The 26,801-nt window shown below is 73.5% G+C and carries 27 protein-coding genes; 13 read left to right on the forward strand and 14 right to left on the reverse strand.

The features are described from left to right. Positions 1 to 128: 128 nt before the first annotated feature. The 5 genes from DI272_RS11845 to DI272_RS11865 all read right to left on the reverse strand — a co-directional run bounded on the left by DI272_RS11845 (position 129) and on the right by DI272_RS11865 (position 4,288). Complete coding sequence (locus tag DI272_RS11845) at positions 129 to 854, reverse strand: DUF1775 domain-containing protein (RefSeq protein WP_109495326.1); 726 nt, start codon at positions 852 to 854, stop codon at positions 129 to 131. A 68-nt stretch (positions 855 to 922) separates the two neighbouring features. Beyond that, positions 923 to 1,567, reverse strand: a complete 645-nt coding sequence (locus tag DI272_RS11850) for a hypothetical protein (RefSeq protein WP_258314530.1) — start codon at positions 1,565 to 1,567, stop codon at positions 923 to 925. Between the two features lie 42 nt (positions 1,568 to 1,609). Beyond that, the gene (locus tag DI272_RS11855) at positions 1,610 to 2,239 is read right to left on the reverse strand and encodes a DUF6629 family protein (RefSeq protein WP_109495327.1); all 630 of its coding nucleotides are present in this window, start codon (positions 2,237 to 2,239) and stop codon (positions 1,610 to 1,612) included. A 116-nt stretch (positions 2,240 to 2,355) separates the two neighbouring features. Further along, positions 2,356 to 3,006, reverse strand: coding sequence for a response regulator transcription factor (locus tag DI272_RS11860; protein ID WP_109495328.1), 651 nt, complete (start codon positions 3,004 to 3,006; stop codon positions 2,356 to 2,358). 85 nt (positions 3,007 to 3,091) lie between these two features. After that, positions 3,092 to 4,288 carry a sensor histidine kinase gene (locus DI272_RS11865; RefSeq protein ID WP_109495329.1) on the reverse strand — a complete coding sequence of 399 codons (1,197 nt, stop codon included), beginning with the start codon at positions 4,286 to 4,288 and terminating at the stop codon, positions 3,092 to 3,094. A gap of 249 nt (positions 4,289 to 4,537) precedes the next feature. On the opposite strand from DI272_RS11865, the gene DI272_RS11870 reads away from it, so the two are divergent. The 6 genes from DI272_RS11870 to DI272_RS11895 all read left to right on the forward strand — a co-directional run bounded on the left by DI272_RS11870 (position 4,538) and on the right by DI272_RS11895 (position 9,798). Continuing rightward, positions 4,538 to 5,116: a heme-binding protein gene (locus DI272_RS11870; protein ID WP_109495330.1), complete on the forward strand. Its 579-nt coding sequence runs from the start codon at positions 4,538 to 4,540 to the stop codon at positions 5,114 to 5,116. 398 nt (positions 5,117 to 5,514) lie between these two features. Next, positions 5,515 to 6,702: an MFS transporter gene (locus DI272_RS11875; protein WP_109500801.1), complete on the forward strand. Its 1,188-nt coding sequence runs from the start codon at positions 5,515 to 5,517 to the stop codon at positions 6,700 to 6,702. 33 nt (positions 6,703 to 6,735) lie between these two features. Beyond that, positions 6,736 to 7,569 (forward strand): metalloregulator ArsR/SmtB family transcription factor, encoded by an 834-nt coding sequence (locus DI272_RS11880; RefSeq protein ID WP_109495331.1) that lies wholly within the window; start codon positions 6,736 to 6,738, stop codon positions 7,567 to 7,569. Positions 7,570 to 7,581: 12 nt separating this feature from the next. After that, positions 7,582 to 8,181: a dihydrofolate reductase family protein gene (locus tag DI272_RS11885; RefSeq protein WP_109495332.1), complete on the forward strand. Its 600-nt coding sequence runs from the start codon at positions 7,582 to 7,584 to the stop codon at positions 8,179 to 8,181. 98 nt (positions 8,182 to 8,279) lie between these two features. Beyond that, on the forward strand, positions 8,280 to 8,879 hold the full coding sequence (locus DI272_RS11890; protein WP_109495333.1) for a cysteine hydrolase family protein: 600 nt from the start codon (positions 8,280 to 8,282) through the stop codon (positions 8,877 to 8,879). A gap of 10 nt (positions 8,880 to 8,889) precedes the next feature. Further along, on the forward strand, positions 8,890 to 9,798 hold the full coding sequence (locus tag DI272_RS11895; protein ID WP_109495334.1) for a GlxA family transcriptional regulator: 909 nt from the start codon (positions 8,890 to 8,892) through the stop codon (positions 9,796 to 9,798). Positions 9,799 to 9,815: 17 nt separating this feature from the next. On the opposite strand, the gene DI272_RS11900 is transcribed toward DI272_RS11895, so the two are convergent. Continuing rightward, positions 9,816 to 11,528: an IlvD/Edd family dehydratase gene (locus DI272_RS11900; RefSeq protein ID WP_109495335.1), complete on the reverse strand. Its 1,713-nt coding sequence runs from the start codon at positions 11,526 to 11,528 to the stop codon at positions 9,816 to 9,818. Positions 11,529 to 11,578: 50 nt separating this feature from the next. On the opposite strand from DI272_RS11900, the gene DI272_RS11905 reads away from it, so the two are divergent. The 3 genes from DI272_RS11905 to DI272_RS11915 are packed head-to-tail and all read left to right on the forward strand — an operon-like array spanning position 11,579 to position 14,352. Next, positions 11,579 to 12,445 (forward strand): IclR family transcriptional regulator, encoded by an 867-nt coding sequence (locus DI272_RS11905; protein WP_109495336.1) that lies wholly within the window; start codon positions 11,579 to 11,581, stop codon positions 12,443 to 12,445. Positions 12,446 to 12,463: 18 nt separating this feature from the next. Further along, a complete protein-coding gene (locus DI272_RS11910) occupies positions 12,464 to 13,324 on the forward strand; it encodes a fumarylacetoacetate hydrolase family protein (protein ID WP_109495337.1) in 861 nt (286 codons plus the stop codon). Between the two features lie 11 nt (positions 13,325 to 13,335). Then, a complete protein-coding gene (locus tag DI272_RS11915; RefSeq protein ID WP_109495338.1) occupies positions 13,336 to 14,352 on the forward strand; it encodes a zinc-binding dehydrogenase in 1,017 nt (338 codons plus the stop codon). Positions 14,353 to 14,695: 343 nt separating this feature from the next. On the opposite strand, the gene DI272_RS11920 is transcribed toward DI272_RS11915, so the two are convergent. Further along, positions 14,696 to 15,961, reverse strand: coding sequence for a MalY/PatB family protein (locus DI272_RS11920; RefSeq protein WP_109500802.1), 1,266 nt, complete (start codon positions 15,959 to 15,961; stop codon positions 14,696 to 14,698). 144 nt (positions 15,962 to 16,105) lie between these two features. On the opposite strand from DI272_RS11920, the gene DI272_RS11925 reads away from it, so the two are divergent. Beyond that, positions 16,106 to 17,776, forward strand: coding sequence for a serine/threonine-protein kinase (locus DI272_RS11925; protein WP_109495339.1), 1,671 nt, complete (start codon positions 16,106 to 16,108; stop codon positions 17,774 to 17,776). Positions 17,777 to 17,819: 43 nt separating this feature from the next. Further along, entirely contained in the window at positions 17,820 to 18,518 is a 699-nt protein-coding gene (locus tag DI272_RS11930) for a DUF6461 domain-containing protein (protein WP_109495340.1), read from the forward strand. Positions 18,519 to 18,565: 47 nt separating this feature from the next. Here DI272_RS11930 and DI272_RS11935 read toward each other — a convergent pair whose 3' ends face one another. Next, positions 18,566 to 19,501, reverse strand: a complete 936-nt coding sequence (locus DI272_RS11935; RefSeq protein WP_109495341.1) for a sigma-70 family RNA polymerase sigma factor — start codon at positions 19,499 to 19,501, stop codon at positions 18,566 to 18,568. A gap of 55 nt (positions 19,502 to 19,556) precedes the next feature. After that, positions 19,557 to 20,552: an RNA polymerase subunit sigma gene (locus DI272_RS11940; RefSeq protein WP_109495342.1), complete on the reverse strand. Its 996-nt coding sequence runs from the start codon at positions 20,550 to 20,552 to the stop codon at positions 19,557 to 19,559. 102 nt (positions 20,553 to 20,654) lie between these two features. Between DI272_RS11940 and DI272_RS11945 the strand changes: the two genes are divergently transcribed. Next, positions 20,655 to 21,410, forward strand: coding sequence for a hypothetical protein (locus tag DI272_RS11945; protein ID WP_181387164.1), 756 nt, complete (start codon positions 20,655 to 20,657; stop codon positions 21,408 to 21,410). Positions 21,411 to 21,520: 110 nt separating this feature from the next. Here the strand turns inward: DI272_RS11945 and DI272_RS11950 are convergent, their stop codons facing one another. From DI272_RS11950 to DI272_RS11960, 3 genes are all read right to left on the reverse strand, one after another. Continuing rightward, entirely contained in the window at positions 21,521 to 22,264 is a 744-nt protein-coding gene (locus DI272_RS11950; protein ID WP_109495344.1) for an SDR family oxidoreductase, read from the reverse strand. 106 nt (positions 22,265 to 22,370) lie between these two features. Continuing rightward, positions 22,371 to 22,754, reverse strand: coding sequence for a VOC family protein (locus DI272_RS11955; protein ID WP_109495345.1), 384 nt, complete (start codon positions 22,752 to 22,754; stop codon positions 22,371 to 22,373). A gap of 71 nt (positions 22,755 to 22,825) precedes the next feature. Beyond that, a complete protein-coding gene (locus DI272_RS11960; protein ID WP_109495346.1) occupies positions 22,826 to 23,950 on the reverse strand; it encodes an ABC transporter substrate-binding protein in 1,125 nt (374 codons plus the stop codon). A 232-nt stretch (positions 23,951 to 24,182) separates the two neighbouring features. Here DI272_RS11960 and DI272_RS11965 point away from each other — a divergent pair, with 232 nt between their 5' ends. Next, positions 24,183 to 25,142 carry a peptidoglycan-binding protein gene (locus DI272_RS11965; RefSeq protein WP_109495347.1) on the forward strand — a complete coding sequence of 320 codons (960 nt, stop codon included), beginning with the start codon at positions 24,183 to 24,185 and terminating at the stop codon, positions 25,140 to 25,142. Between the two features lie 481 nt (positions 25,143 to 25,623). On the opposite strand, the gene DI272_RS11970 is transcribed toward DI272_RS11965, so the two are convergent. Beyond that, complete coding sequence (locus DI272_RS11970) at positions 25,624 to 25,923, reverse strand: hypothetical protein (RefSeq protein WP_146238323.1); 300 nt, start codon at positions 25,921 to 25,923, stop codon at positions 25,624 to 25,626. A 58-nt stretch (positions 25,924 to 25,981) separates the two neighbouring features. Next, positions 25,982 to 26,635, reverse strand: a complete 654-nt coding sequence (locus tag DI272_RS11975; RefSeq protein ID WP_109495349.1) for a Tat pathway signal sequence domain protein — start codon at positions 26,633 to 26,635, stop codon at positions 25,982 to 25,984. Positions 26,636 to 26,801: the final 166 nt, after the last annotated feature.

The raw sequence follows: 26,801 nt of genomic DNA on the forward strand, positions 1-26,801 counted from the left end.
TCGGTGTCCCCCCGGATCGTCCCGGTGAACCGCGCGCCTGACCAGCCCCCGCGCCGGACCGCCACGACGAACCCCCGCAGCCCGAACTCGCCGGGCTGCGGGGGCCGTTGGGGCGGCAGGGCGGCGGACTACTGCCGGGCGCCGCCCCGGCGCCGTACGGCGAACGCGACGGCCGCGGCCACGACGACAACCGCCGCCGCGAGACCGATCCACACACCGGTGGACAGGCCGCCGTCGTCGTCCTGCTCCGTGTCGGCGGCCTGCGGTGCCGGCGCGGCGCTGGACTCCTCGGCGGTCGGCGTCGGCGACCCGCTCGCAGCCGCGCTCGGGGAGGGGGCGACGGGCGTCGCGCCCGGCGCGGCGGCCTTCAGCTCCAGCACCGGGGCGGGGTTGCCCTCCCCGTGCCCGTGCCCGTCGTCGTCACCGCCCTCATCGAGCTCGATCCAGCGGTCCACCTTGCCGTCCCCGTAGGTCTGGAGCGTCTTGAACGCGAGCTCCTTCGCGTCGGGCAACTGCCGTACGACGACGGAGTACTCGGCGTCGGCCCCCACCTTCAGGGCCGCTCCCTTCACGGTGTAGCCGTCGTCCGTCACGCTGAACTTCCAGCCCTCGGGCCCCTTTCCGTACGTCACGTCGGACGGGGCGATGCCCTCCGGCAGCACCACGCGGATCTGCGAGATCCCGGCGGTGGCGGACTCCGACTCGGCGGTGAAGGCGAGTTCGGCGTTCTCGGCGAGGGCCTGCGCGTGGTCCGACTCGACCTCCACATGGGCGGCGGCCGGAACGGCGGTGCACAGTACGGCCGTTGCCGCGGCGGCGGCCGCGACGGACAGACGGCGGGTGATGCGGGACATGGGTGTCTCCTGGCAGGGGGGTATGGCGGGCCGCCGCACGGCGCAGCCGAACGCGCGGCCCGATCGGGTCAGTTGACGAGAGCTGTCCGACCCGGCGGCGGCCCCCGCCGCACCACCGCATACGCGAGAACGCACCCCAGGGGCGCCGGCGCCGCACGCTCCGCCGCCACCGGAGCCGGCACCCCGAGCCGCCGGGCCACCCGCGGCCGGGTCAACACCGCCCGGGCGGCGGCCACATGGGCCCGCACCGCGGCCAGCACCACGCTCATGCCCCGGGCCAGCGTCCAGCAGGCCGTGTCCGCGCGATGCAGCACCACCGCGACGAGCACGGCAACCAGCGCATGGGCCGCCGTCATGGCCACGGAGTCGTGCAGCGGCTCCGGCCCGTCCGCGTGACCGCCGTGATGGACGTGGGCCCGCGGTGCGTGCGGGGTGAGCGTGAGCCACAGATGCAGTCCCGACTGCCCCGCCACACTGCACGCCACGACCGTGCCCACACGCCGCGGCCGGCGCACGCCGACCAGCCCCAGCCCGAAGAGCCCGCAGGCCACGGTCGACGCCTGCGCCCACGGCACGGCCTCCGCGCCCATCAGATGGTGCGCGCCCACCCCCAGCACGGAGCCGACGACGGCGAACACCGCGGCCCGCAGGACGGGCAGCGGCGCGCGACGGTCGGTGACGTGCGGGTGCATGACCCGCTCATCCTGGTCCATCGCAGGCGCGGTGCGCAGGCCGCTCCGGAAAGATCGGCGGCGTCAGACCGAAACCGGACCGCCCCGCGGCCGGGACCGCACCCAGCGGAGCACCACCACCGAGCACAGCGCGGCCAGCGCGCACCACGTCGAGACGAACTCCAGCCGCCACAACGCCGCGCAGACCACCGCCCCCACGGCCACCAGCACCCCCAGCACGAACAGCCGCCGGTCGCCCGAGAGCAGCAGCGAACCCACGGTCGCCAGCAGATACCCGGCGATGAGCAGGGGAGCGTGGGACAGGCCGATCGAGTAGCCCATGGTGTGACCGCGGATCTCGGCCGTCACCGGGCCGGCGGCCAGGGCACGGCCGAGGGCCGCGCCGGTCGCCGCGCCGATCACCACGGGCACCGACAGCAGGCGCCGGGCCCGCGACGAAGCCGCGCACCACACGGCCATCGGCACCCCCGCGGCCAGCACCGGCAGCGCGATGACGGCCCACACCACCGTGGCGGCCCCGCTGCCGCCGCCGGAGTTCCACACCAGCGCCTCGACGATCTGATGCGCCCCGAGCAGCAACGGCAGCGCGGCCAGCGGGAGATCGCGCGGATCGCGCACCCGCGCCACGCAGGCGACGCCGACACCCGCGACCGCGGTCCCGGCCACCAGGTCGGCCGTCGCACTCCAACACATCGCGCCACCCAGGGTTCCACGCCGCGACGTCCGTCGCGGCCGTCCCCCACGGTACGTCCGGGCGGGGCGGCGGCCGGGACGACACGGGTGGCGCGGGCCACGGGGGCCGGAAACCGTCAGGGCAGCAGCCGCCGTTCCTTGGCGACGGCCACCGCGCCCGCGCGCGTGTCCACGCCGAGCTTGTCGTAGATGCGGCGCAGGTGGGTCTTGACCGTGGCCTCGCTGATGTAGAGGGCGCGGGCGATGTCGCGGTTGCCGATGCCGCGGCCCAGCTGGGCCAGGATGTCGCGTTCGCGGTCGGTGAGGGCGGGCCGGGGCCGGCGCAGACTGGCCATCACCCGCCCGGCGACCGGCGCCGACAGCGTCGTACGTCCCTCGGCGGCGGCGTGGATCGCCGCGAACAGCTCGTCGGGGCGCTCGGCCTTCAGCAGATAGCCGGTGGCGCCCGCCTCGATCGCACGGGTGATGTCGGCGTCCGTGTCGTACGTCGTCAGCACCAGGACGTGGGGGCGGGCACCGGACGTCGAGGTGAGGCGGCGGGTGGTCTCCACGCCGTCGATGCCCTCGCCCAGCTGGAGATCCATCAGCACCACGTCCGGCGTGAGTTTCGCGGCCAGCGCGAGCGCCTCCTCACCGGTCCCGGCCTCCCCGGCCACCTCGATGTCCGGGGCACTGTCGAGCAGCGCGAGCAGTCCGGCCCTCACGACGGCATGGTCGTCGCAGACCAGGATGCGCACACGGGAGCGGCCAGGGGGCGGGGTCGTCACGGCGTCTCCAAGGGGGCTGTGGTCGTCATCGGTGCGTTTCCAGTTCGGCGAAGGCCATCGGTGCGTCTTGGGGGATCGGCGGCGCTCATCGGCGGGCCTCCAGCGGGACCGCGGCGGACAGGACCGTGCCCTCGCCGGGGCGCGACTCGACGGTCAGGGTGCCGCCGAGCGCGCGCAGCCGCGCCCGCATCGCGGGCAGCCCGTGCCCGCGCCCGGCACCGGGTGCGTCGGGCGGCGCGGCCGGGTCGAAGCCGTGGCCGTCGTCGGAGACGTCCAGGACGACCTCGTCGTCGAGGAGCGTGAGCGTGAGCGCGGCGCCGCTCGCCCCGGCGTGCTCGCGGACGTTGGCCAGGGCGCCCTGGGCGATCCGCAGCAGGGCGGACTGCACGCGGTCCGGCAGCCGGGCGAGCCGGTCCCCGTCGGCGTCGACATGGACCCGTACGGTCAGCTGCGCCCCGGACTCCCGGGCGGCAAGGGCGTGCAGCGCCGCGTCGAGGCCGCCGCCGCGGGCGAGGTCGGCGGGGGCGAGGTCGTGCACGAAACGGCGGGCCTCGGCGAGATTGTGCTCGGCGACCGAGGCGGCGGTGCGGACATGGGCGCGCGCCTTGTCCGGTGCGCCGTCCCACACCCGGTCCGCCGCCTGGAGCAGCATCCGCTGGCTGGACAGGCCCTGGGCGAGCGTGTCGTGGATCTCCATGGCGAGCCGCTCGCGCTCGGCGAGGGTGCCCTCGCGGCGCTCCGAGGCGGCGAGTTCACGGCGGGTGCGGATCAGGTCGTCGATGAGCGCGCGCTGGCGGTCGGTCTGCCGTTCCATCTGCAGGAAGACGGCGGTGGCGAGGGCGGCGACGGCCGGCGGCGCGAGCACCAGGTTCGGGTCGAAGTCCCCGGCGAGCTGCACCTGCGCGGCGACCACGAACACCGTCAGCACCGTCACCAGCACCAGCGCCGCCCGGGGCGGCAGAGTACGCAGGCCGGTGTAGAAGAGGGGCACCGCGCACCAGGCGAAGCTGGGCGCGAGCACGACCAGCACCATCCACACCACGACGACCAGCGCCAGCCAGGCCGAATGCCGCGGCCCCGGGCTGCCCGCCTTCGGTCCCAGCAGATGCAGGACGACGAGCACCCCGCACAGCGCGATGATCCACGGCGTGCGCGGCTCGCCGGGGTGGCGCAGCAGGAAGCGGGCGAGGGCGCCGCCGAGCAGCAGGAAGAACGCCGCGTGCAGGACGGCGCCGAGCCACCGGGTGTCCACGGCGCTCGGTTCGTCCGGGCGGTCCGGCATCAGGGCCCGCCTCCCTTCCGTCCCGGCCGTGGGAGCTGAACCGGGCACGCTGAACTGGGCAAACACCTCCATTGTCACCGGCGGCGCGACCCCCGCAGGTCAACCGATCGGATGACCCCGGCGTCATCCGTCCCGCGCTGCCGAGCGAGCCGGAACGTCGACCGTCCGGGCCCGGTGCCGGGCCGAGGGTGGAGAGCAGGAAACGGGGCGGCGACCGCGCCGCCCGCCCACCGAAGGAGTCGACGACCCATGAACGCCGTGCAGCCCCAGCACAAGAAGGTCTCCCGCCGCGCCCGTGTCGCCACCGGGGGCGCCGTGCTCGCCGCCGTCGCCCTGGCGGGCTTCGGGGCGGTCTCCGCCAACGCTTCCGCCCCGGACGCCGCGCCCGCCGCCGTCGCGGCCGCCGCCCCGGCCAAGGCCACCACCACGAGCACGCACCTCACGATCGACGCCGCCACCCGCGCCGCCCAGGCCGCGCTCGACGCCGCCGAGAAGGAGAACCAGCGGGTCACGGTCGCCGTCGTCGACCGCAACGGCAACACCGTCGTCACCCTGCGCGGCGACGGCGCCGGCCCGCAGTCCTACGAGTCCGCCGAGCGCAAGGCGTACACCGCGGTCTCCTGGAACGCCCCCACCTCCGAGCTCGCCGAGCGCCTGCAGCAGGCCCCCAACCTGAAGGACATCCCGGGCACCCTGTTCCTGGCCGGCGGCGTCCCCGTCACCGCCCAGAACGCCCCGATCGCAGGCATCGGCGTCGCGGGCGCCCCGTCCGGCGCCCTGGACGAGAAGTTCGCACAGGCGGGCGCGGAGGCGGTGGCGGGCCGCTGAACGGCTGAACGGCTGAACGGCTGAACGGCTGAACGGATGAACGGCTGAACAGGGGGACGCAACGCCTCGTCCGGTCGACGGGCGGCTCACCCCCCCGCCGCATGTCGGCGCAGCTCACCGCCCCGGCATCCCCCCCGTGCGGGCTGCTGATCACCAACGGGAGGGTGCCCTCGCCCTCGGTCACCGCCCGCGCCGGACGGTGCAGTCCGGCGGCCGAGGCGGTGAGGTGCACCGCATGCCAGGAGACCGGCCGTTCGTCCAAGCACTGCCGGTCTTTGTCCATGGAACCGGTCCGCCGCCGCGGGCGAGGGTGGATCATGAGCCGATTCACGCACGGGACGCGGACGTCCCGACGCACACCCACTCCGGGGCAGCGGCCCGCCACCGAGCGGGCGCGGCTGCCGGCGGGCCTGGTCGCCCTGGCCCTCGGCGGCTTCGGCATCGGGCTGACCGAGTTCCTGATCGCCGGGCTGCTGCCGCAGGTCGCGTCGAGTTTCGCGGTGTCCGAGGCGGCGGCGGGCCGCCTGATCTCCGGATACGCGCTGAGTGTCGCGGTCGGCGCGATCGCCCTCACGGCGGCGACGGCCCGCCTGCCGCGCAAACACGTCCTGGTCGGCCTGGTGGTGTTGTTCGTGGTCGGCAACCTGCTCTCCGCCGTCGCGCCGAACTACGCGGTGATGATGGCCGGACGGATCGTGGCGGCCCTGTGCCACGGTTCGTTCTTCGGCATCGGTTCGCTGGTCGCGCGCAGCCTGGTCGCGCCGGAGCGGAAGTCCCGCGCGGTGGCGGTCATGTTCGCGGGGCTGACCTTGGCGAACGTGCTGGGCGTGCCGTTCGGCGCGCTGGTCGGCGAACGCTGGGGCTGGCGTGCGGCGTTCTGGGCGGTCACCGCGATCGGCGTCCTGGCACTGGCGGGCATCGCCGCCCTGGTGCCTGCCCGGGCGGGCCGGACGTCACCGGCCGGCGGCGGCAGCCCGGTCCCGGTCCTGGTCCCGCCCACCAGCCTGCGCGCCCAGCTCCGCGCCTTCCGCTCCTCGCAGGTCTGGCTGACCCTGACAGCCACCGCGCTCGGCTACGGCGGCATGTTCGGCGCGTTCACCTACATCGCCTACACGTTCACCGAGGTCGGCGGCTTCTCCGCGGCGGACGTCGCCTGGCTGCTGATGGTGTACGGCGCCGGCCTGGTCGTCGGGAACGTGATCGGCGGGCGGGCGGCCGATCGTGACCGTGACCGCGCTCTGCTCATGGCCCTTCTGGGACTGACCCTCACTCTCGCCGTGTTCGGACTGCTGGCCGCCAGCGCCCCCGCCTCCGTCGTCCTGGTCTTCCTGATGGGGCTGACCGGCTTCGCGGCCGTCCCCGGGATGATCACCCGCGTCACGGACCACGCCCACGGGTCCGCGCTGGCCGCCGGCGCCAACGTGTCCGCCTCCAACGTCGGCAACGCCCTCGGTGCCTGGCTCGGCGGTGCGGCCCTCTCCGCGGGCCTCGGCTACCGGGCACCGCTGTTCGCCGGCGCCGGGATCGTCGCGGTCTCCGTCGTCGTCATGGCGGTCGCGGCACGAACCGTCCGAGAAATTCCTTGACAGGAATATTCTTGTGGGTGAATACTTCAAGGCATGGAGCGGATCGCATCAGCACTGGGGGACGGCGCGCGGTGGCGCATCGTCGAACTCCTCGTCGAGCGGCCCCGGTCCGTCGGTGAACTGGCGGAGCTGACCGGGCTGCGGCAGCCACAGACCACCAAGCACCTGCAGACCCTGGCCCGGGCCGGCCTCGTGACGGTCTTCCCGCTGGGGCAGCGCCGGGTCTACGCGGTCGAGACCGCGCCCCTGGCGGCCCTGGCGGACAGGCTGCGGGAGCTGGTGGAGACCGCGGGGACACACGCGGGCGAGCGAGACGTCATCGCGCGCTACCGCGCCGCCATCGAGGCGGAGGCCGCGGCCGCGGACCGGGAGCGGTGGGCGGACGGGAGGACGTTCGCGTTCGAGCGCCTGCTCCCCGCCTCCCGGGACCTGGTGTGGCGGTACTGGACCGACGCCCACCTGCTCGCCTCCTGGTGGGCGCCGCCGTCGCTGACGGTCACCGAATGCGTCCTGGAGGCGCGGCCGGGCGGACGCGCGGTCCTCGAGTACCGCGACGCCGAAGGGCGCTACCGCTCCGAGGGGCGGGTCCATGTCGCGGCCGGACCCGAGCACCTCGTGTTCGACCTCTCGGTGCTGGACGCGGCCGGCGCGGTCTCGTTCACCGGCCACTACGACCTGGGCCTCACCGACGTCCCGGACGGGACGCGGCTGCGGCTCGGCCTCCGCATCACCGACACGACCGTCGAGGCCGCCCCCTACATCGCCGGGATCGGAACCGGCTGGGAGCGGGTGCTCGACAACCTCGCCGACGCCGTCGGCACAGCGCGCACCACCGAAGGCACGACACAGACACGGACCAAGGGATAAGGAAGCGCCATCATGAGCAACCCGACCGGACGCAAGGTCACCGCGAACATCAACCTCACCCTCGACGGCCGTTACAACGGTCCCGGCGGTCCCGGCGACCTCGGCGCGATCGTCCCGTACGCCGTCACGGACGTCGCCCGCAACCACCTCACCCGCATCTATGAGAACGCGACGACGGTGGTGCTCGGCCGGGGCAACGCCCAGGGCTTCCTCGGGTTCTGGCCCTCGGTGGCCGAGGACGACAACGCCGACCCGCGCGACCGCGGATACGCGAAGTGGCTGGTCGACACCGAGAAGGTGGTCCTGTCCACGACCCTGACCGAGGCACCGTGGAGCCGGGCCCGCGTGGTGAACGCCCCGACCGCGGACGTCCTCGCCGACCTCAAGGCCACCGGAGAGGGCGACATCCTCATCAACACCAGCGCCAGCGTCATCAAGGCGGCCCTCGCGGCGGACCTGGTGGACCGGCTGTATCTCATCATCTGCCCCGAGATCGCCGGGGGCGGGGAGCGGCTGTTCGACGACGGTCTGCCGGCCTCGAAGTGGACGCTCACCCACCGGGAGATCGGCGAGTCGGGCGAGATGGCCCTGACCTACGACCGCGTCCGCTGACGAGCCGGCAGCACACCGAGGCAGGTGACCGGATCGGTCCGCCCCAGGACCCGATCCGGCCTGTCGCCGCCCCGCCCCGCGGGAGCAGGCTGAGACACATGAACCGAGCCCTCGTCGTCATCGACGTCCAGGAGTCCTTCCGTGCCCGCCCGCTGTGGGAGACCATCTCCGACCCCAAGATCACCGACAAGGTGCACCGTCTCGTCCGGCTGGCCCGCGAGGCGGGGGAGCTGGTGGTGTGGGTGCTGCACGCGGAGCCCGGCAGCGGAGACGTCTTCGACCCCGCCCTCGGCCACGTCCGCCTGATGGCGGAGCTGGAGCGGGCGGACGGCGAGCCGCTGATCCACAAGACCTCCCACAACGCGTTCACCAGCACCAACCTCCAGCAGCAGCTGACCGAGCTCGGCATCCGCGAGCTCACCGTCTGCGGCATCCGCACCGAGCAGTGCGTGGAGACCACCGCCCGCGTCGCGAGCGACCTCGGCTACGGCGTCACCTTCGTCGTCGACGCGACGGCCACCCACCCCATTGCGCACCGCGACGCCCCCGCCGACCTGAGCAACGCCGAACTGCTGGCCGACCCCCGCACCCTGCCCGCCGAGGAGGTCGTACGGCGTACCGAGTACGCCCTCGCCGGACGCTTCGCCACCATCGCCACCGTCGCCGGGCTGGAGGCCGCGGCCCGGAGTCAGGCATGATGACCGGATCGTGAGCCACGTCGTCTTCTTCCTGGTGCCCGGGGTCCATCTGCTGGACCTGGCCGGTCCCGCGCAGGTCTTCTCCACCGCCGCCGACCTCGGGCGCCCCTACACCCTCAGCTACGTCGCCGAGCGGCCCCAGGTGCCCGCCGCGCAGGGCCTGCCGCTGGTGGCCGGACTCGACTGGCCCGAGCTCGGGCCCGAGGACCTCGTCGTCGTGCCCGGCTGGCGGGCGGTCACCCTGGCCGACTCGCCCGAGATCGGCGCCCCCGCCCTGCGGGCCCTGCGCGACCACCACGCCCGCGGCGGAACGGTGGCCAGCGTGTGCGCCGGAGCCGAGGCGCTCGGCCGGGCCGGCCTGCTCAAGGGCCGCCGCTGCACCACGCACCACGACGTCCAGGACGAACTGGCCCGCCGCCACCCGGGCGCGACGGTCGTCCGCGACGTCCTGTTCACCGCCGACGACCGCGTCGTCACCTCGGCCGGCATCGCCAGCGGCATCGACCTCGCCCTGCACCTGGTCGCCGGCCGGCACGGACCCGCCTTCGCCGCCAAAGTCGCCCGGGACATGGTCGTCTACGCCCGCCGCAACGGCCACGAGCCGCAGTCCAGCGCGATGTTCCGGCACCGGTCCCACCTCGACGACACCGTGCACCACGTCCAGGACCTCATCGACGCCCGCTTCGACCGCCCGCTGCCCCTGCCCGCCCTCGCCTCGGCCGTCGGCGTCAGCGAGCGCACCCTGACCCGCCTGTTCACCCGCGCCACCGGCCTGACCCCGCTGCGCTACCAGCAGACCCTCCGCCTCGAACGCGCCCAGCACCTCATCAGCCACGGCGCCACCCTCGAAGCGGCCGCGCGCTCGGTCGGCTTCGAGGACGCCCGCATGCTGCGGAGACTGCGCGCCCGGGCCGCGTAAGGGAACCCCGCGGTACGTCAGTGCGACTCCCGGCTCACCTCCGAGCCGCTGGAGCCCACCAGGAAGTCCAGGTCGGCGCCGGTGTCGGCCTGGAGCACGTGGTCGACGTAGAGGCGCTCCCAGCCGCGCCGGGGGCAGGCGAAACCCGCGACGGTGGCCTTGTCCGGGGTCCTGCGGGCGAGTTGGTCGTCCGGTACGTCCACGTCGATGCGGCGGGCCTCGACGTCGAGGACGACGACGTCCCCGGTCCGCACCAGGCCCAGCGGCCCGCCGGCCGCCGCCTCCGGCGCCACGTGCAGCACGACCGTGCCGTACGCCGTGCCGCTCATCCGGCCGTCGCACACCCGCACCATGTCCCGTACGCCCTGCTCCAGGAGCTTCTTCGGCAGCGGCATGTTGGCCACCTCGGGCATGCCCGGGTAGCCCTTGGGACCGCAGCCGCGCAGGACCAGGACGGAGTCGGCGTCCACGTCCAGATCCGGGTCGTCGATACGGGCGTGGAAGTCCTCGATGCTGTCGAAGACGACCGCCCGGCCGCGGTGCCGCAGCAGGTGCGGGGAGGCCGCGGCGGGTTTGATCAGCGCCCCGTGCGGGGCGAGGTTGCCGCGCAGCACGGCGATGCCGCCCTCGGCGACCAGCGGTTCGGCGCGCGGGCGGATCACCTCCGAGTCCCAGACGGGGGCGTCGTCGAGATGGTCCACCAGGCGCTCGCCGGTGACGGTCAGCGCGTCGGGGTCGAGCAGGTCACGGACCTCGCGCAGCACCGCGAGCAGCCCCCCGGCGCGGTGGAAATCCTCCATGAGGAAGCGGCCGGCCGGCTGGAGGTCCACGAGGACCGGCACGCGGGAGCCGATGCGGTCGAAGTCGTCCAGACTCAGTTCCACGCCCAGCCGCCCTGCTATGGCCAGCAGATGGACGACCGCGTTCGTGGAGCCGCCGATCGCGGCCAACGCCACGATCGCGTTGTGGAAGCCGGCCCGGGTCAGGAAGGTGCCCGGCCGCCGGTCGGCGGCCACCATGTCCACCGCCAGCCGGCCCGTGCGGTGGGCGGCTTGGAGCAGCCGGCTGTCGGGCGCGGGGGTCCCGGCGACGCCGGGTACGACGGTACCCAGGGCCTCGGCCACCAGCGCCATCGTCGAAGCGGTGCCCATGGTGTTGCAGTGCCCGCGGCTGCGGATCATCGCCGATTCGGAGCGGGTGAACTGCTCCTGGGTGAGCGTGCCGGCCCGCACCTCCTCCGACAGCCGCCACACGTCGGTGCCGCAGCCGAGCGGCGTGCCGCGGAAGGTGCCGTTCAGCATCGGGCCGCCGGGGACCACGACCGCGGGCAGGTCCACCGAGGCGGCGGCCATGAGCAGCGACGGGATCGTCTTGTCGCAGCCGCCCAGCAGCACCACGCCGTCGATGGGGTTGGCGCGGAGCATCTCCTCGGTGGCCATCGCCGCCATGTTGCGCCAGAGCATGGCCGTCGGGCGGACGTTGGTCTCGCCGAGCGACACCACGGGCAGGTCCAGCGGGATGCCGCCCGCCTCGTACACCCCGTCGCGGACCGAGGACGCGACCTCGTCGAGATGCGCGTTGCAAGGGGTCAGGTCCGAGGCGGTGTTGGCGATGGCGATCTGCGGACGTCCGCTGAACGCGTCGTCCGGCACACCGCGGCGCATCCACGCCCGGTGGATGTAGGCGTTGCGGTCCTGACCGGCGTACCACTGCGCGCTGCGGAGCGTCACCCCGGAGCTCCTTCCAACCATCGACACACAGGTCTAATCTGTGGAACGCCATGGAGCATACGCAGACGTACGACGGCTCGACAGACCCCGACGAGGGCAACTCCCGTCAGGCCGCGGCCGGTTCGGTGCGGGCCGACAGCAGCCGCCTGGTGGGCTCCGACCGGGTGCTCGCCGTGCTCAAGCAGCTCGCGCGCTATCCCGACGGGGTGGGGCTGGAGGAGCTGACCCGGGTGATCGGCAGCCCGAAGCCGACCGTGCACCGGGCCCTGGGCGCACTGCGCCGGGCGGGCCTCGCCGACCAGGACGTCCGCGGCCGCTACCTCCTCGGCGACGAGTTCCTGCGCATGGCCTTCGCCCACCACGAGGCCCGTCCCGACCATGTCCGCCTCCGGCCCCTGCTCCGGAGCCTCGCCGTACGGTTCGGAGAGACCGCCCACTACGCGGTCCTCGACGGCCGCGAGGTCGTCTACCGCGCCAAGGTCGACCCACCCGCCGGCGCCGTCCGCCTCACCTCCACCGTGGGCGGCCGCAACCCCGCGCATGCCACCGGCGTCGGAAAGCTGCTGCTTGCCCACGAGTTGGAGACGCTCGACGCCGTACGGCAGTGGATCGGCGGCACACCGCTGGAGCGCCGCACCCCGCAGACCCGCTGCACGGCCGAGGAACTGCACCGCGAACTGGAGACCACCCGGCGGCGCGGCTACGCCGTGGACGACCAGGAGAACGAGCCCGGGGTCAACTGCCTCGCCCTGCCCGTCTACGCCACCTCGCCGACCTCGCCCTCCGGAGCCGTGAGCGTCAGCGCCCTCACCTACCGAACCCCCTTGCAGAGCCTGGTCGACGCGGTCGACGAGATCCGCGCGACGCTCGGTCCGCTGAGCGAACCCCATCGACCCGTACGCCCCGCCACCCCCTGAACTCTGGAGAGCGACCCCGTGCACCTCATGCGTATCGGCGCGCCCGGCGCCGAGAAGCCCGTCGCCCGCGTCGACGACCACACCTACGTCGATCTGTCCGACACCGTCACCGACTTCGACGAGGCGTTCTTCGGCTCGGACGGCATCGACCGCGTCCGCCCCGTCGTCGCCGAGCGGACGGCCGCCGGGCGGGTGTCCCGCTTCGCCGGAGAGCGCGTCGGCGCGCCGATCGCCCGCCCCCACCAGATCCTGTGCATCGGCCTCAACTACCGCGACCACGCGGCCGAGAGCGGCATGGCCGTCCCCGACGAGCCGATCCTGTTCACCAAGTCGCCCAACACCCTCGTCGGCCCGCACGACGACGTGCGCATCCCGCGCGGGTCCACCAAGACGGACTGGGAGGTCGAACTCGGCATCGTCATCGGCCGACGGACCAGTTACCTGGACTCCGTCGACGACGCCCGCGACGCCATCGCCGGGTACACGGTCGTCAACGACGTCAGCGAACGGGGCTTCCAACTGGAACGCGGCGGACAGTGGGTCAAGGGCAAGTCGGCCGAGACCTTCAACCCGGCAGGGCCCTGGCTCGCCACCGCCGACGAGATCGACGACGTCCTCGCGCTCGACATGTGGCTGGACGTCAACGGCGTGCGCCGCCAGACCGGCAGCACCAAGACGATGATCTTCGACCCGTACTTCATCGTGCACCACCTCAGCCAGTTCCTCGTCCTGGAACCCGGCGACCTGATCAACACCGGTACCCCGCCCGGCGTCGGCATGGGCCTCAACCCGCCCGTCTACCTCCAGCCGGGAGATGTCGTGGAACTCGGCATCACACACCTCGGCACCCAGCGCCAGCACGTCATCGCCGCCCGGTGATTGGGCCGTCGATGCGTGCCTTCGTCCTCACGGCACCGGGGGAGTACGCGGTGCAGGAGGTCCCCGCCCCGGTGCCGGGACCCGGCGAAGCGGTCGTGGACGTCGAACGGGTCGGCGTCTGCGGCACCGACGTCGAGTTCTACACCGGCGCGATGACCTATCTCCACCAGGGCCACGCCGCCTACCCGATGCGGCTCGGGCACGAGTGGGCCGGGCGCGTGGCGGCGGTCGGCGACGGTGTGGACGCCGGATGGCTCGGCCGGCGCGTCATGGGGGACACCATGCTGGGCTGCGGCGCATGCCGCCGCTGCCGGCGCGGCCGGCAGCACGTGTGCGACCGACGGCAGGAGGTCGGTATCCGGGGCGGCCGTCCCGGCGCGCTGGCCGAGCAACTAGCCGTCCCCGCCTCCTCGTTGCACTCCCTGCCCGACACCGTCGACGCCGAACTCGGCGCCCTGGTCGAACCCGGCGGCAACGCCTTGCGCGCCGCACAGGCCACCGCGGCCGGTGCCGGCGACCGGGTGCTGATCCTCGGTCCGGGCACGATCGGTTTGCTCACCGCGATGTTCGTGCGGGCCGCCGGGGCGGAGGTCCACCTCATGGGCGCGACCGACGCGTCACTGGCGTTCGCCCGCCGACTCGGCTTCCCGCACGTCTGGCGGGAGGACTCCCTGCCCGACCTGCCCTACGACGCGGTGGTCGACGCCACCAACGCCGCCCGACTGCCCGCCCTGGCGGTGGAGTCGGTCGAGCCCGCCGGACGCGTCGTGTACGTCGGCATCGCCGGCGAACCCAGCCGCGTCGACACCCGGACACTGGCCCTGAAGGACGTCACCGCGGTGGGCGTGCTGTCCGCGTCCCCCGGTCTGGAGGCGGCCATCCGGGCGTACGCGGAGGGCAGCGTCGACCCTCGCCCTCTCGTCGCCGCGACGGTCGGTCTGACGGAAGTCGGTGCCGTACTCGCCGGGAAGCGTCCTGCGGACGCGGGCGGCGGCCCGAAGATCCTCGTCGATCCGCGCCGGACCTGACGCGGTCACAGGCGCCGCCGCTCATACGGTATGCTTGATCTTGAGCCGGTCACCGCAACTGCGAACAACCGGCGCTGCGTTGGTGGTCCAAGGAAAGACGCCCCGCTTCCTGCGGGGAAATGCAGGTGCAAGGCCTGCCCGGCGCTCAAAGACGGGGCCCGTTCCGTGCGATGCACGGAACGGGCCCCGTGCTCATGCCCGGCGTTCATGCCTGACGTTCCGGCCCGGCCGCAGGCGGACTCCCACCGCAACTCGCCACCACCGACCACGACCGGGGCATCCCCTCCAACGGTGCGCCCGAGCAGCCGAGGAGGACCGGCGTCCGCGGTGCGTCGCTGTGCGGCTACAGGTCGCGCAGCGCGCGCCCCATCCGGGTCACCGCCTCGCGCAGAACAGCGGGCGGCGTCGCGAAGTTGAGGCGTACGTGCCCCTCGCCACCGGAGCCGAAGACATGTCCGGAACTGAGCGCGACCCTCGCCCGGTCGAGGAAGAAGCGCGCGGGTCCGGCCAGGTCGCTGACCACGCCGGGCCCGTCGGCGGCCCGGGCGGTGCCGCGGTCGGCACCAGCGTCGCCGTCACGTTCGGTGTGCAGGCCGAGCCGGGTGCAGTCCAGCCACGCCAGGTAGGTCCCCTCGGGGCGGTGACAGCGCACGCCGGGGAGGTGTTCGGCGGCGAGGCGGTCGAGCAGGCTTCGGTTGGCGTCGAGGCCGAGCAGCAGGTCGTCGAGCCAGTCACCCCCCTTGCGGAAGGCCGCGGTGTGGGCGATGACGCCGAGGTGACTGGGCCCGTGGCCGACCTCCTCGGGCAGCAGCCGGAGTTCGCCGACGGCCTCGGGCCCCGCCACGGCCAGGGCCGCCTTCAGGCCCGCGAGGTTCCACGCCTTGGACGCGGAGGCCAGCATGAACGCGTTCTCGGCCCCGGACACGCTGAGGAAGGGGGTGAAGGCGGCGCCCGGCAGCACCAGCGGTGCGTGGATCTCGTCCGACACCACCCGCACCCCGTGCCTGCGGGCCAGCGCCGCCACGGCCTCCAGTTCCTCGCGGGTATGGACGACGCCGGTGGGATTGTGCGGGTTGCTCATCAGGAACGCGGCCCGCCGCCCCCCGCGCCGGGCCCGCACGAAAGCGTCCTCCAGGGCGCCCAGGTCGATGCGCAGATCGGCACCGAGAGGCGCCTCGACGACCTGACGGGCATCGTGGGCGACGAACGCGTAGAAGGGCGGGTACACGGGCGAACACACCACGACCGCGTCGCCCGGATCGGTGAGCAGCCGCAGCACCTCGACGACGCCCAGCATCACGTCCGGCACGATCGCGGTGCGCTCCACCCGCAGTCCGTCCCACTGCCACCGCTCGGCGGCGAACGCGGCCAGGGCCTCGGCGTACGCGGTCCCGCAGGGGTAGCCGGTGTCACCGAGGTCGATCGCCGTCTGCAGGGCCTCGGCGACGGCCGGAGCGAGGGGCACGTCCATCTCGGCGACCCAGAGCGGGAGGACGTCCGCGGGGTGGGTGCGCCACTTCATGCTGGTGCGCTGCCGCAGCTGCTCCAGGGTGAGTCGGCTGAGCGGGTCCGTCCGTGGCGGTTCCGCACGGTCGGGGGTCTGATCCATGGGTCCGGTCATTCTGGGCTTCCTGGGAGGGGAGGGACGGGGGCTGCCGTGGACCACCGAGCCAGCCGAGCCGACCGAAGTCAAGCGTCGTCACGGAAACGGGCCGGCGCGGGCCTGTCGGTGCGGCCCGCTAGGCTCCGGCGCATGAGTGAGGCAGACAGACGCGCCGAACGACGCGTCGTCGACGGGCGCTTCGAGCTGGAGGCCCGTCTCGGTGGTGGTGGGATGGGGACGGTCTGGCGCGCCAGGGACCTGGTGCTGCACCGGCTGGTGGCGGTCAAGGAGGTCCGCCCGCCCGACCGCGACCTCGCCGAGTACGACCCCGAGGGCGCGCGGCTGCTGCGCGAGCGGGTGCTGCGCGAGGCGAGGGCGCTGGCCAGGATCGACCACCCGAACGTCGTGACCATCCACCACGTGGTCGACGGCGGCGAAGGCACGTACCCCTGGCTGGTCATGGAGCTGGTGAGCGGCGGCTCCCTGGCCGACCGGCTCGCCCAGGGGCCGATGGCTCCGGCCGAGGCGGCCCGCCTCGGCCGCGGTGTGCTGGCCGCGCTCACCGCCGCGCACGACGCCGGTATCCAGCACCGCGACGTCAAGCCCGCCAACGTGCTGCTGCGACCGGACGGGCGCCCGGTGCTGACCGACTTCGGCATCGCGGCGATCCGCGAGTCGACCACCCTCACCGCCACCGGCTCCATCATCGGCACGGCCGACTTCATGGCCCCGGAACGCATCACCGGCCAGGAAGGCGGCGCCGCCTCCGACCTGTGGTCGCTGGCGATGATGCTGTACGCGGCCGTGGAGGCCCGGCACCCGTTGCGCCGTGCCACCACACTGGCCACCCTCGCCGCGGTCCTCCACGAGGACGTACCACCTCCGGTGCGGGCCGGTGCCCTGGGCGAGGTGCTGATGAGCGTGCTGGTACGGGACCCGGCGGCACGTCCGTCCGCCGCCGAACTGGACCGCGGGCTGGCGGAGATCGAGTCGCGGCCGACGAGCACTCCGGCCTCCGCCAGGGACGAACCCACGTCCTACCCCCTCACCCCACCGCACGCACCACCGCCGACCGGCTTCGGACCGCCGGTGCGCATAGCACCCCAACCGCCCACGGCACCGGTGTCGACGACACGCCGACGCGGCACGGGTACGACGGTGCTGAGGGCCGTCTCAGGCGTCTCCCTCGTCGGCGCCCTGGGCCTGCTGTGGTGGCTGCTGCCCCTGGACGACAACACGGGCGACAGCCTGGGCACCGGACCCTCGACCTCCACGTCGGCCTCCACATCGGCGTCCGCGCCGACGTCATCGCCCCGGACCCCGGCGCAGTCGGCGACGGAATCGCCGCCGCGGGAGACCGCACCGGCCGGCTCGATGCTCACCCCGGACAACATCCGGACGGCCGTCAAGGCACTGGAGGACGAGACGGGCCGGGACAGGTTCGGGGACTTCACCGTCTACGACGACTACGTGATGGCCCGGGTGATGGTGGAGAACAGCGACACCAAGTACGACAGCTACACGTACCGTCCGGGCACCGGCGTCGAGGAGGGAATCATCAAGAGCTCCCTGTCGGGCGGCGACCAGCCGTTCAGCCTCGACGGCTTCGACTGGGACAAGGTCCCCGCGCTGCTCCAGCAGGCGGGCAGGAAGCTGAACGTCCCGGACCCGGAGAACCGCTACGTGACGGTGCGACCGCCCAACGACCTTTTCGGCCGACCGGCGGGACTGGCCGTCTACCTGACCGACGACTACGGCTCCGGCTATCTGACGGCGACCCCGCAGGGGAAGGTCACCGAGGTGTTCCCCGCCGAGAACTGACGGGTGACGACCGGCCGGCTCTGAGGGGGAGGGGGCGACTTGAATGCTGCGGAGAGATGAACCCAGCGGCCTGCGCTGGACAGCCGACGCCTACGACGTCAGCTTCACGCTCACGCTCAGCGAAGGTCTCACGCCGCACGAACTGCTGCGCGGCATCGGCGCCGAGGAACCCCACATCGTCCCGCTGACCCGCTCCGCGGCCTATGAGTTGCTGACCCGGGACCGGGACGACCACCTCAGTGACCTCGACTTCGTGAACTGGGAAGACGAAGCGGCGATCGCCCGTCTGACGGACGGGCACTTCCTCCCCGACCCGCCGGAAACGATCGTCCGAGCGGGCTCGGTGGCGGGTTGGGCGTACGCGCTGGAGGAATTCCACTGCCGCACCGGGGCGTACCTCGCCGCGCTGTCCCGGCGCGGGCGCGCGTTCAGCGTCCATCGCAACGCCAAGGGCTTCAGCCGGATCGGTCATGCCCGCCATGGCAGACCGGTGACGTCGTTCGAGCCCGGCCTGCCGCACCTGACGAACGGCGCCCCACCCGAAGCGGCGCTCGCCTTCGTTCCCACCGAGGACGAGGCCGGCGACGTGTCCTTCCTGAGGTTCCTGGAGGATGCACTCGGCCTGTGGATCTCCTGGGAGGAGACAGAGGCAGCCTTGCCGTCGGCCGCGTTCACCGCAGCACACCGGCACATCGCCGCAAGCCGCGACCCGGTTCCGGGCCTCGGTGGACCCGGCCGTTGAGTTCGTGGCGCGAGCCGAACACGCCGTCCGGGAAGCAATGTGAGGCCTCACCCCAGGGCCGTGGCGGTACGGGAGCGGGAGTCCAGGAACGCGGTGATCTTGCTGGGGGTGAACACCCACAGCACCTGGTGGATGCCCTCCTTCGAGGCCGTGACGGTCAAAAAGACGGGAGGGTGTCCCTCGCGGCCGAGCAGCACGCCGGGGCGGCCGTTGGCGGTGACCGGCTCCGTCTCCACGCCGCCGCCCCAGAACTGCCGGTGCACCGACAGCATGGCCACCCGCGCCGCGCCCAGTACCGGGATGCGGGCACAGCCCCGGATGCCGTTGCCGTCGGACAGGCTGAGGGCGTCGGGCGTGAGGAGGGCCTCCAGCGAGGCCACGTCCCCGGTCCGGGCCGCCGCGACGAAGGCGTCCAGCAGGCGTCGGTGCTCCGCGGCGTCCACCGACTCCGGTGCTCCGTCCAGCAGATGCCGGCGAGCCCGGCTCACGATCTTCCGCACGTTGGCGGGGCTCAGCTGGAGCATGGCGGCGATCTCGGGATAGCCGTAGTCGAACGCCTCGCGCAGCACGTAGGCGGCGCGCTCGGTGGGATTCAGCTTCTGGAGCACCAGCAGCAGCGCCAACTCCAGCGCCTCCGCGCGCTCGGCGCCCAGCTCCGGGTCGGCGCTCGTGTCGACGGGCTCGGGCAGCCAGGGCCCGATGTAGGCCTCCCGCCGTACGCGCGCCGACTGCGCCACATTGATGGCCAGCCGGGTCGCGGTCGTCGACAGGAAGGCCGCCGGGCTGTCCACCACGGAACGGTCGGTCATCTGCCAGCGCAGCCACGCCTCCTGGACCACGTCCTCGGCCTCGGTCACGCTGCCGAGCACCCGGTAGGCGATGCCGAACAGACGCCTCCTGTGCCGCAGGAACACCGACACGGCGTCGTCGAGGTCGCCGTTCGTGCGGGTCGGTCGCGCGGCACCGCTGTCACCGGACGTCACGACTGCTCCTCTCGCCTCATCGCCCGCCTCTTCGCCATGGAATCGCAGGCCGCCCTCAGCATCGGTTCCAGGAGCGTAGTTTGTCGGGATTGACGGTCACCCAGACCAGGGCGACACGGTGATCGGCGACGTCGAGGCCGATGACCGCGGCCACCTGGTGGCCGTAGCGGACGACGAGACCCGTACGCCCGTTGACCGACTGCGCCGCCACGCCGGTGCCGGGTCGGCCGGCCACCGACGTCAGCAGGGTGCGTGCGACGGCGCGGCCCCCGTGTACCGGCCGGTCCGGGGCCCGCACCTTGCCCCCGCCGTCGAAGTACGCGGTGGCGTCCGCGCACAGCAAAGCCGTCAACGCCTCCTCGTCCGACCGAAGGCACGCCCGTGCGACGGCACGCGTCAAAGCGTCCTGCTCCCGTGCCGGGACCGGGCGGGACTGCCGCGCCCTCAGCCCGTGCCGGGCCGAGTCGGCGGGGTCGACGCATTCCGGCTCGTTCCGTCCGGAGCCCTCCGCGTCCGCGTCCGAAGCCGTCGCGAACACCGCACCTCGCACGATTGCCGCCCGTTCCGGCGACGCGGGCCCCTCCCATGCCGGCGCCAGCCTTTCCCATGCCTCCGCCGGTCCCTCGCACGCCTCCGCCGGCCCCTCCCACGCCTCCGCCGACCCCTCCCATGTCGGCGCCGCACCCTCACGCGCCTCCGCCGCCTCTCCCCACGCCTCCGCCTGTTCTCCCCACCCTTCCTGCGGCCCTGCGCCGACGTCCGCTGTCGTGACCCCGGCCGTGCCGATCCGTGTGCCGTCCGTACCCCGGCCCGAAGCCGCCAGCCTCCGCAGAGAGCACCGGCCCGCGCATCGCGCCAGCCACGACCGGGGCCGCGTGATCTCCCGTCGCGCCGTGTCCCGCAGCCCGTACCAGTGCCGGTACACCTCGTCGACGACCCGCTCCGCCTCACCCGGCCCACCCGCGTCACCCAGCACGGACAACGCCACGTCCAGCAGGTACCGGCGCTCCTCGACCAGCTCCGCGATCGGCACCGCTTCGACGTCCTCCACACGCCCACCTCCCCGCGTCCCGGCAGTTCCGGTCACCGGCCCGTCCCACGGAGCGGACGCACCGGTCGGCACCGCCCCCGGTCGCCGCGTCATACTCCCCGGATGAACACGCACGCCATGGAAGAGGCCCGGGGCTGGCTCGCCGAGCAGGGAGTACGGCAGGGCGCCGACGGCTGGATCTCCGCCGCCGCGCCCGACGAGCCGCTCACCGCCGGTCAGGTCGCGCACACCTGGGCCGGGGACGTGTTCACCGACGACGCGCTGGACCCCGTCGGCCAAGTGCGCCTGGCGTTCGGCCTGTTGGACCTCCTCGACGAGTACTGGGTGACGTGCGGGATCCGGATGGCCCACCTCGGCCCGGACGGGCCCCTGCCCGCCGACGCCCTGTGGGACGGCTACCGTCGGCGGCTGGAGGCCGACCGGGACGCGGAGGCCGTCATGTACTCGCTCTGGGTCGACTGGTTCGAGGACCGCGGCACCGCCGGCACGGCCTTCGGCGAGGTGCTCGGGCACGACATCGACCGCGTGGTGGCCGAAGGCTCGCAAGTTCTGCTCCGCCGGGCCCGGCGGGTGCTGGAGTGCTCGGGTCCGGTGCCGTGGCCGGTGAAGGCGTCCGTGTACGACACCGCCGTACGGCTTCCCGCGCTGCATCCGGCGCTCTTCAAAGGCCTGCTGGCCGGCTACCACGATGCCTACGGGGATCTGGAACCGGCCGCCGCCCTGGCCCTCCTGGAGCGGCTGCGTCTGCCGGCGGGCACACCGCATGTCGAGGAGCTGCGCTGCGTACTCGCCGCCGGGCAGGCGAACCACCGGCGCGCACCCGGAGCCTGGGACGCGGCCGTGCGGGCCCGCCCCTGAGGCGTGCGGGTGCCGGCTCGTGGCCGCGGCGGCGGCTCCGTGCCGCGCCGCCGGCGCCCCTGCCTCCGCGTTCGCGTCCGGGCCGTGGCAGGGGCGGCCGGCGTCCGGGTTCACTGCCGAGCGAGCCAGTCGGCGAACCGGGTCTCGGCGATGTGCGCGTCCGGCCCCGGCAGGAGCGTGGAGCCCTGCAGCTCGGCACCCCAGTAGGTGGCCTCCGGGGCGGTGACGATCTTGCGGGGGTCGTCGACGGCGGTCAGCCCCACGCGGATGAACTCCTCGAGCTCGAAGACCTCGGGGCCCGCGACCTCCACCACACCGCCGACCGGAGACCCGGCCGCGGCGCGGGCGACGGCCGCGGCCACGTCGTCGGAGACGATGGGCTGGATCTTCCCGGCGGGCAGCCGCACGGTGTCGCCGTCGGTCACCCCGTCGGCGAGCCCCTTCGCGAACTCGAAGAACTGCGTGGCGTGGACGATGGTGTACGGAACCCCGGACGCCTTGATCAGCTCTTCCTGGGCCAGCTTGGCACGGAAGTACCCGCTCCCCTGGAGGCGGTCGGTGCCGACCACGGACAGGGCCACGTGGTGCCCAACGCCCGCCTCGCGCTCCGCCTGGAGGAGGTTGGTCGTGGACGTGCGGAAGAACTCCATGACCGCCGCGTCCTCGAAGGAGGGGGAGTTCGACACGTCGACCACGACCGACGCGTCCTTGAGGGCAGCGGCCAGCCCTTCGCCCGTCAGCGTGTCGACTCCGGTGCTGGGTGCGGCGACGACCACCTGGTGTCCGTGCTCCTCCAGCCGGCCGACCACCTTCGAACCGATGAGCCCGGTGCCACCGATCACTACGACCTTCATCACGGCTTCCTCTCGCGTTGTCCTGGGAATTTCGCCCCGCACCAGAGGAGACCGGGCAGCGGCCCTTCCTGTGACACCGGCGTGCGCGGCATCCAGGGCGCGTGCGTCAGGAGCCCGTGGCGGCCCGGTCGGACTCGCTGCGCAGCACACAGAACTCGTTGCCTTCCGGGTCGGCGAGGATCGCCCAGCCGGAGCCGTCGGGACGGCGGTGATCGGCGACGAAGGCGGCGCCGAGGCCCAGCAACCGGTCCACCTCCTGATCGCGCGAGGTCTCCGGGCGCAGACACAGGTGGATGCGGTTCTTGACCGTCTTGGGTTCGGGCACCTGGTTGAAGTAGAGCACCGGGCCCTCCGCCAGCTGCACCTGCGTCTCCCGGCTGCCCGGTCCGTCCTCGGGATGCAGCGGACAGCCGGTCACCCCGCTCCAGAACCGGGCCAGCTCATAGGCGTCCGCACAGTCGATCGCGATGTTCTGCACTACCGAAACCATGACGGTGAGCCTCCCCGATCTTCGCGCCGGACACCACCGAGCCGGGCCTCCCGGCTGACGGGAAGCGCTTCTCAGCCGGTACGGAGGACCCGGAAGCGAGCGGGTTCCGCCGGATCGCGGTCCACGACCTGGATCGAGGCCCCCGTCCCCTGCCAGACGCCGATGCCCGGCGTGCGGGAGAACCCGATCCGGCCGCGCGTGCCCTCGACCGCCACGTCCGGCCAGGACGCGGCGACGGCGGCCCGGTCCGTGCCCCGCGACCGCAGCACGGCGGCGAGGACCAGGATCGAGTCGTAGCCCTCGAAGGCGACGAAGGACGGCGCGGTGGCCAGGCGCTCGCGCAGGGCCGTCTCGACGCGTGCCCCGAGCGGGGTGAGTCGCTCGGGGAGGTAGCGCAGGAACGGGATCGCGGTGCCGTCGGCGCCCAGCGACGCCGCCCAACCGGCGAACTCGGGCTGTCCCGCCGGAGCGCCCAGCAGGAGCTGGTCGAGGCGCCGGTCGCGGCGGACGGCCCTGACGATCGGCACGGCGGGTTCCGGTTGGCCGGCCAGCAGCAGGAGGGCCGTGGCGCGCCGGTCGACGACCGCGTCGCACACGGCGGTGGGGGTGAGCTCGCGCAGGTCGAGTTCGGCGACCGAGCCGCCGTGCGCGGCGAAGTGGTCCCGCAGGACGCCGGCACCGGCCGCCCAGTAGGCGCTCGGCTGGGTGGCCACGGCGATGCGACGGTGGCCCGCGGCGAGCAGGTGGTCCGCGTAGACCCGCCAGCCGCGCGACTGCGGCGGCGCAAGACGCGCGACCCAGTCCGTCGGCCGCTCCGTGAGCACGTCGAGCACGGCCGACGAGCAGAGGAACGGCAGACCGAGCGCGTCGGCCCGGGTGGCCGCGGCGCGCGCGACGACGCTGTGGTACTCCCCGACCAGGGCGGCCACCCCACGGCTCGCCAGCTCGTCCACGGCCGCCGCGGCCCGCTCCGGATCGGCCGCGGTGTCCCGGACCACGAGGTCGAGTCGCGCACCGGCGATCCCCCCGTCCGCGTTGACCTCGCGAACGGCCGACTCGACGCCGGCGAGCAGGTGTTCACCCGCCTCGACCCAACCGGGCCGGGTCAACGGCACGAGAACGCCGACCTGCACGGCCGGCGCGTCCTCCCGCTCCGCCGCGGAGGGCGAAGGCGACTGTGATGGCGTCGAGTTCATGTGCGGGTGTTCCTCCCCTGGAGCCACGGCACTTCGGTGGCGCGTCATCTGGTCCGGACGCGACGCCACCATGATCCACGGTGGTGGCCCGGGACGGGGCCGGAGCCGGTGAACCTCGCGGTGGCCGATTCTCGACGGCGCGGACGCCGGGATTCCGATCCTCGAACTGTTGTGCAGGTTGTGTGTTCTCTTTCTGTCTAGACTCTGGAGCTCGTACGGAGAGGGAGCACGTGTGAGTGAACAGGCAGGCCCCGTCTGCCCGGAGTGCGGGACGGCCCGGGCCGCGGACGGAACCCCGGCGTGCACCTGCGCTCGCCGCGCCTCCGACGCCCACCGTGCCGGTCGTACCGCGGAGGCCGCGGCCGCGGAGGACTTCGATCCGGTCCGCATACGGCCGTTCGTCGAGGTCGGTGACGACGGGGACGCGTCCGACGTACGCGATGCCCCCGCCGCCCCGGGCGATCCGGCGGCCGAACCGGCCGACGGCGTGGGGGAGTTACCGTCGCCCGCTTCCTTACCCGAGGTGCCTGTCACGACGAGCGCGGCCGAACCCGGGCCGCACGGGCTTGGCCGCGCTCGTCGTCCGGACGGCACCGCACGACAGCGCCGCGGGCGACGGACCCTGCTGACCATCGGACTGGGAGCGGCCGGAGGCGCCGTGCTGACGGGATGCCTCGTCGGCGGACTGTTCTGGTACGACGGCCCCGACCGCGACGATTCCCTGTCCGGTGGGGTACGCGCGGGTCTGCCGGACGAGCAGGCGTCGGAGACCGTCGCCCCGTCCCCGGCCACCTCCCGGGCGGCGTCCCCCACACAGCCCGCCACCTCCGCCACCGCCTCGGCGGAGCCCTCCGCCACCGGTGGTCCGCCCACCCCGACCGGCACCACGGGCCCGACCGCGACGGCGTCCGGTGCCACCCCGACCGCCACGGGCGGCGGCCCCACACCGAGCTCTTCCGGGGGCCAGACCCCCGTTCTCCGCCCGGGCGACAGCGGCCCGGAGGTCGTCGAACTCCAACTCCGGCTGCGCCAGGTCGGCCTGTACGGCGGAGAAGCCGACGGCACGTACGACGATGAAGTGCAGAGCGCCGTCCGCGGCTACCAGGTCACCCGCGTGATCCTCGGCGACGAGTCGGGCGTGTACGGCCCACGGACCCGGGCGGCCCTCGAATCCGAGACCTCGGAACCATGACGGACGGCATGCGCTGACGCCGGCGTCGACGCCGCCATACGGCGTCGACGTCTCCCCGAGAGGCGGGTGACGCAGCCGAATCCGTTACGCATGCAACCCGGACCCCACGCCGACGGTGTTACAGGGAGGAGCTAGTGCGCGCCTGACCAGCGCGCGGCAGTGGAAGGAATCGGGGGAACGCAGGGTGCGTGCGACGACCAGTGCCTGTACGCCCACCGCCGATCGAAGAGAGGCGGCGCGGGACGTGGACCGGGAATCGGGGGACGGCGCGGGAGGGAGCGGCTGGAGTGAGCCTCCGGGGGACGAACTACAGGACTTCGAGACGTACGCGGCTGTTCGCTGGCCGCGGCTGCTGCGGACGGCGTATCTGCTGACCAACACCGCTCAACCAGGTCTCCCACGAAGCATTCAACGACCCGCAGGTACCAAAAGAAACGGCGTCTTACACGATCTGGCAGAACACCAGCACGCCGGACACGTACTACTCGTGCTCGGACGTGGTGTTCCCGGCGGCGAAGGAGCAGAGCGGGCAGGGCGGCGCTCCGTCGCCGTCGAAGACGGCGCCGTCGCGGGAGACCTCGCCTGCGGCCTCGGCGACCGCCTCTGCCTCGGCCTCGGGTGCCGCCGAGGCCCGTACGGCCCAGAGCCCGACGCCGACCGCCGGGTCCCGTGCGTCGGCCAGGAGCGCCGACGCCGCCCCGGTGGCGGCCGCGGACGGCACCGGCTCGGGGCCGTCCGCTCCCATGGTGGCGGGCGGCGCCGCCGCGGTGCTGGTGCTCACCGGGGGCGCCGCCCTGGCGCTGCGCCTGCGCCGACGCTGAACGACTGGCGCGGACAGGTCAGTTGACGAAGACCGCCGCGCCGTCGGAGGTGGCGACCGGGGCGTACTTCGCGGTCCAGAAACCGCTGCTCGGGCAGAGCGAGGAGCCGGAGGTCCTGGTGAACTGCTGGTTGGTGAACTGGATGCTGTTGTCGGCGTTGGCCGCCGTGCCGGAGAGGCTGCCGTTCGCCGCCTGGTAGACACAGGTGACGCTGCCCAGCAGGGTCCTGAGCACGACGGTCGTCTGGATGGCGCCGGCGCTGCCCGGGGAGACGGTGACGGTGCCGTCGGAGGCCACGGTGGTGGTGTACGCCAAGTTGTTGACCGTGACGCTGTTGACGCCGAGCACGCCCACGTTGTTCGAGGTGCAGTTGCTGAAGGTGTGCCCGGTGAGCGTCTCGGAGGCGGTGCCGGGGGCGGCCGGGTTGCTGTCGACCGTCGCGGTGAACTGCGAGGTGGTGCAGGTGATGCCCGTGGTGCCGGTCGCGCTGGAGTAGAGGGTCGCGGTGGTGCCGCTCGCCAGGGACGCGGTGAGGCCGGTGTTCTCGGCGACGGCGTCGCCGCCCGCGGAGCCGGTGGTGAGGACGTTGTCGGCGGCCGACGCCGGGCTCATGCCCGACAGGGCGAAGGCGGCGACGGCGGCGGTGAGGGTGAGCAGGGAACGCGTACGCATGTGGGGATGCCTCTTTTCCGAGGTGAGGGGGGTTGGGGATGTGGGGGGGGTGGAGATGTGGGGGGTGGGTCGGGTGGGGGTGCGGACGCGGCGCGGCGTCCGCCGTCGACGGCCCGTGACGCCTTCTCCGTACGTCACGGACCGGCGACGGCGACCGACCGGTCAG

It is taken from the genome of Streptomyces sp. Act143, from assembly GCF_003143935.1.
Lineage (GTDB): Bacteria > Actinomycetota > Actinomycetes > Streptomycetales > Streptomycetaceae > Streptomyces.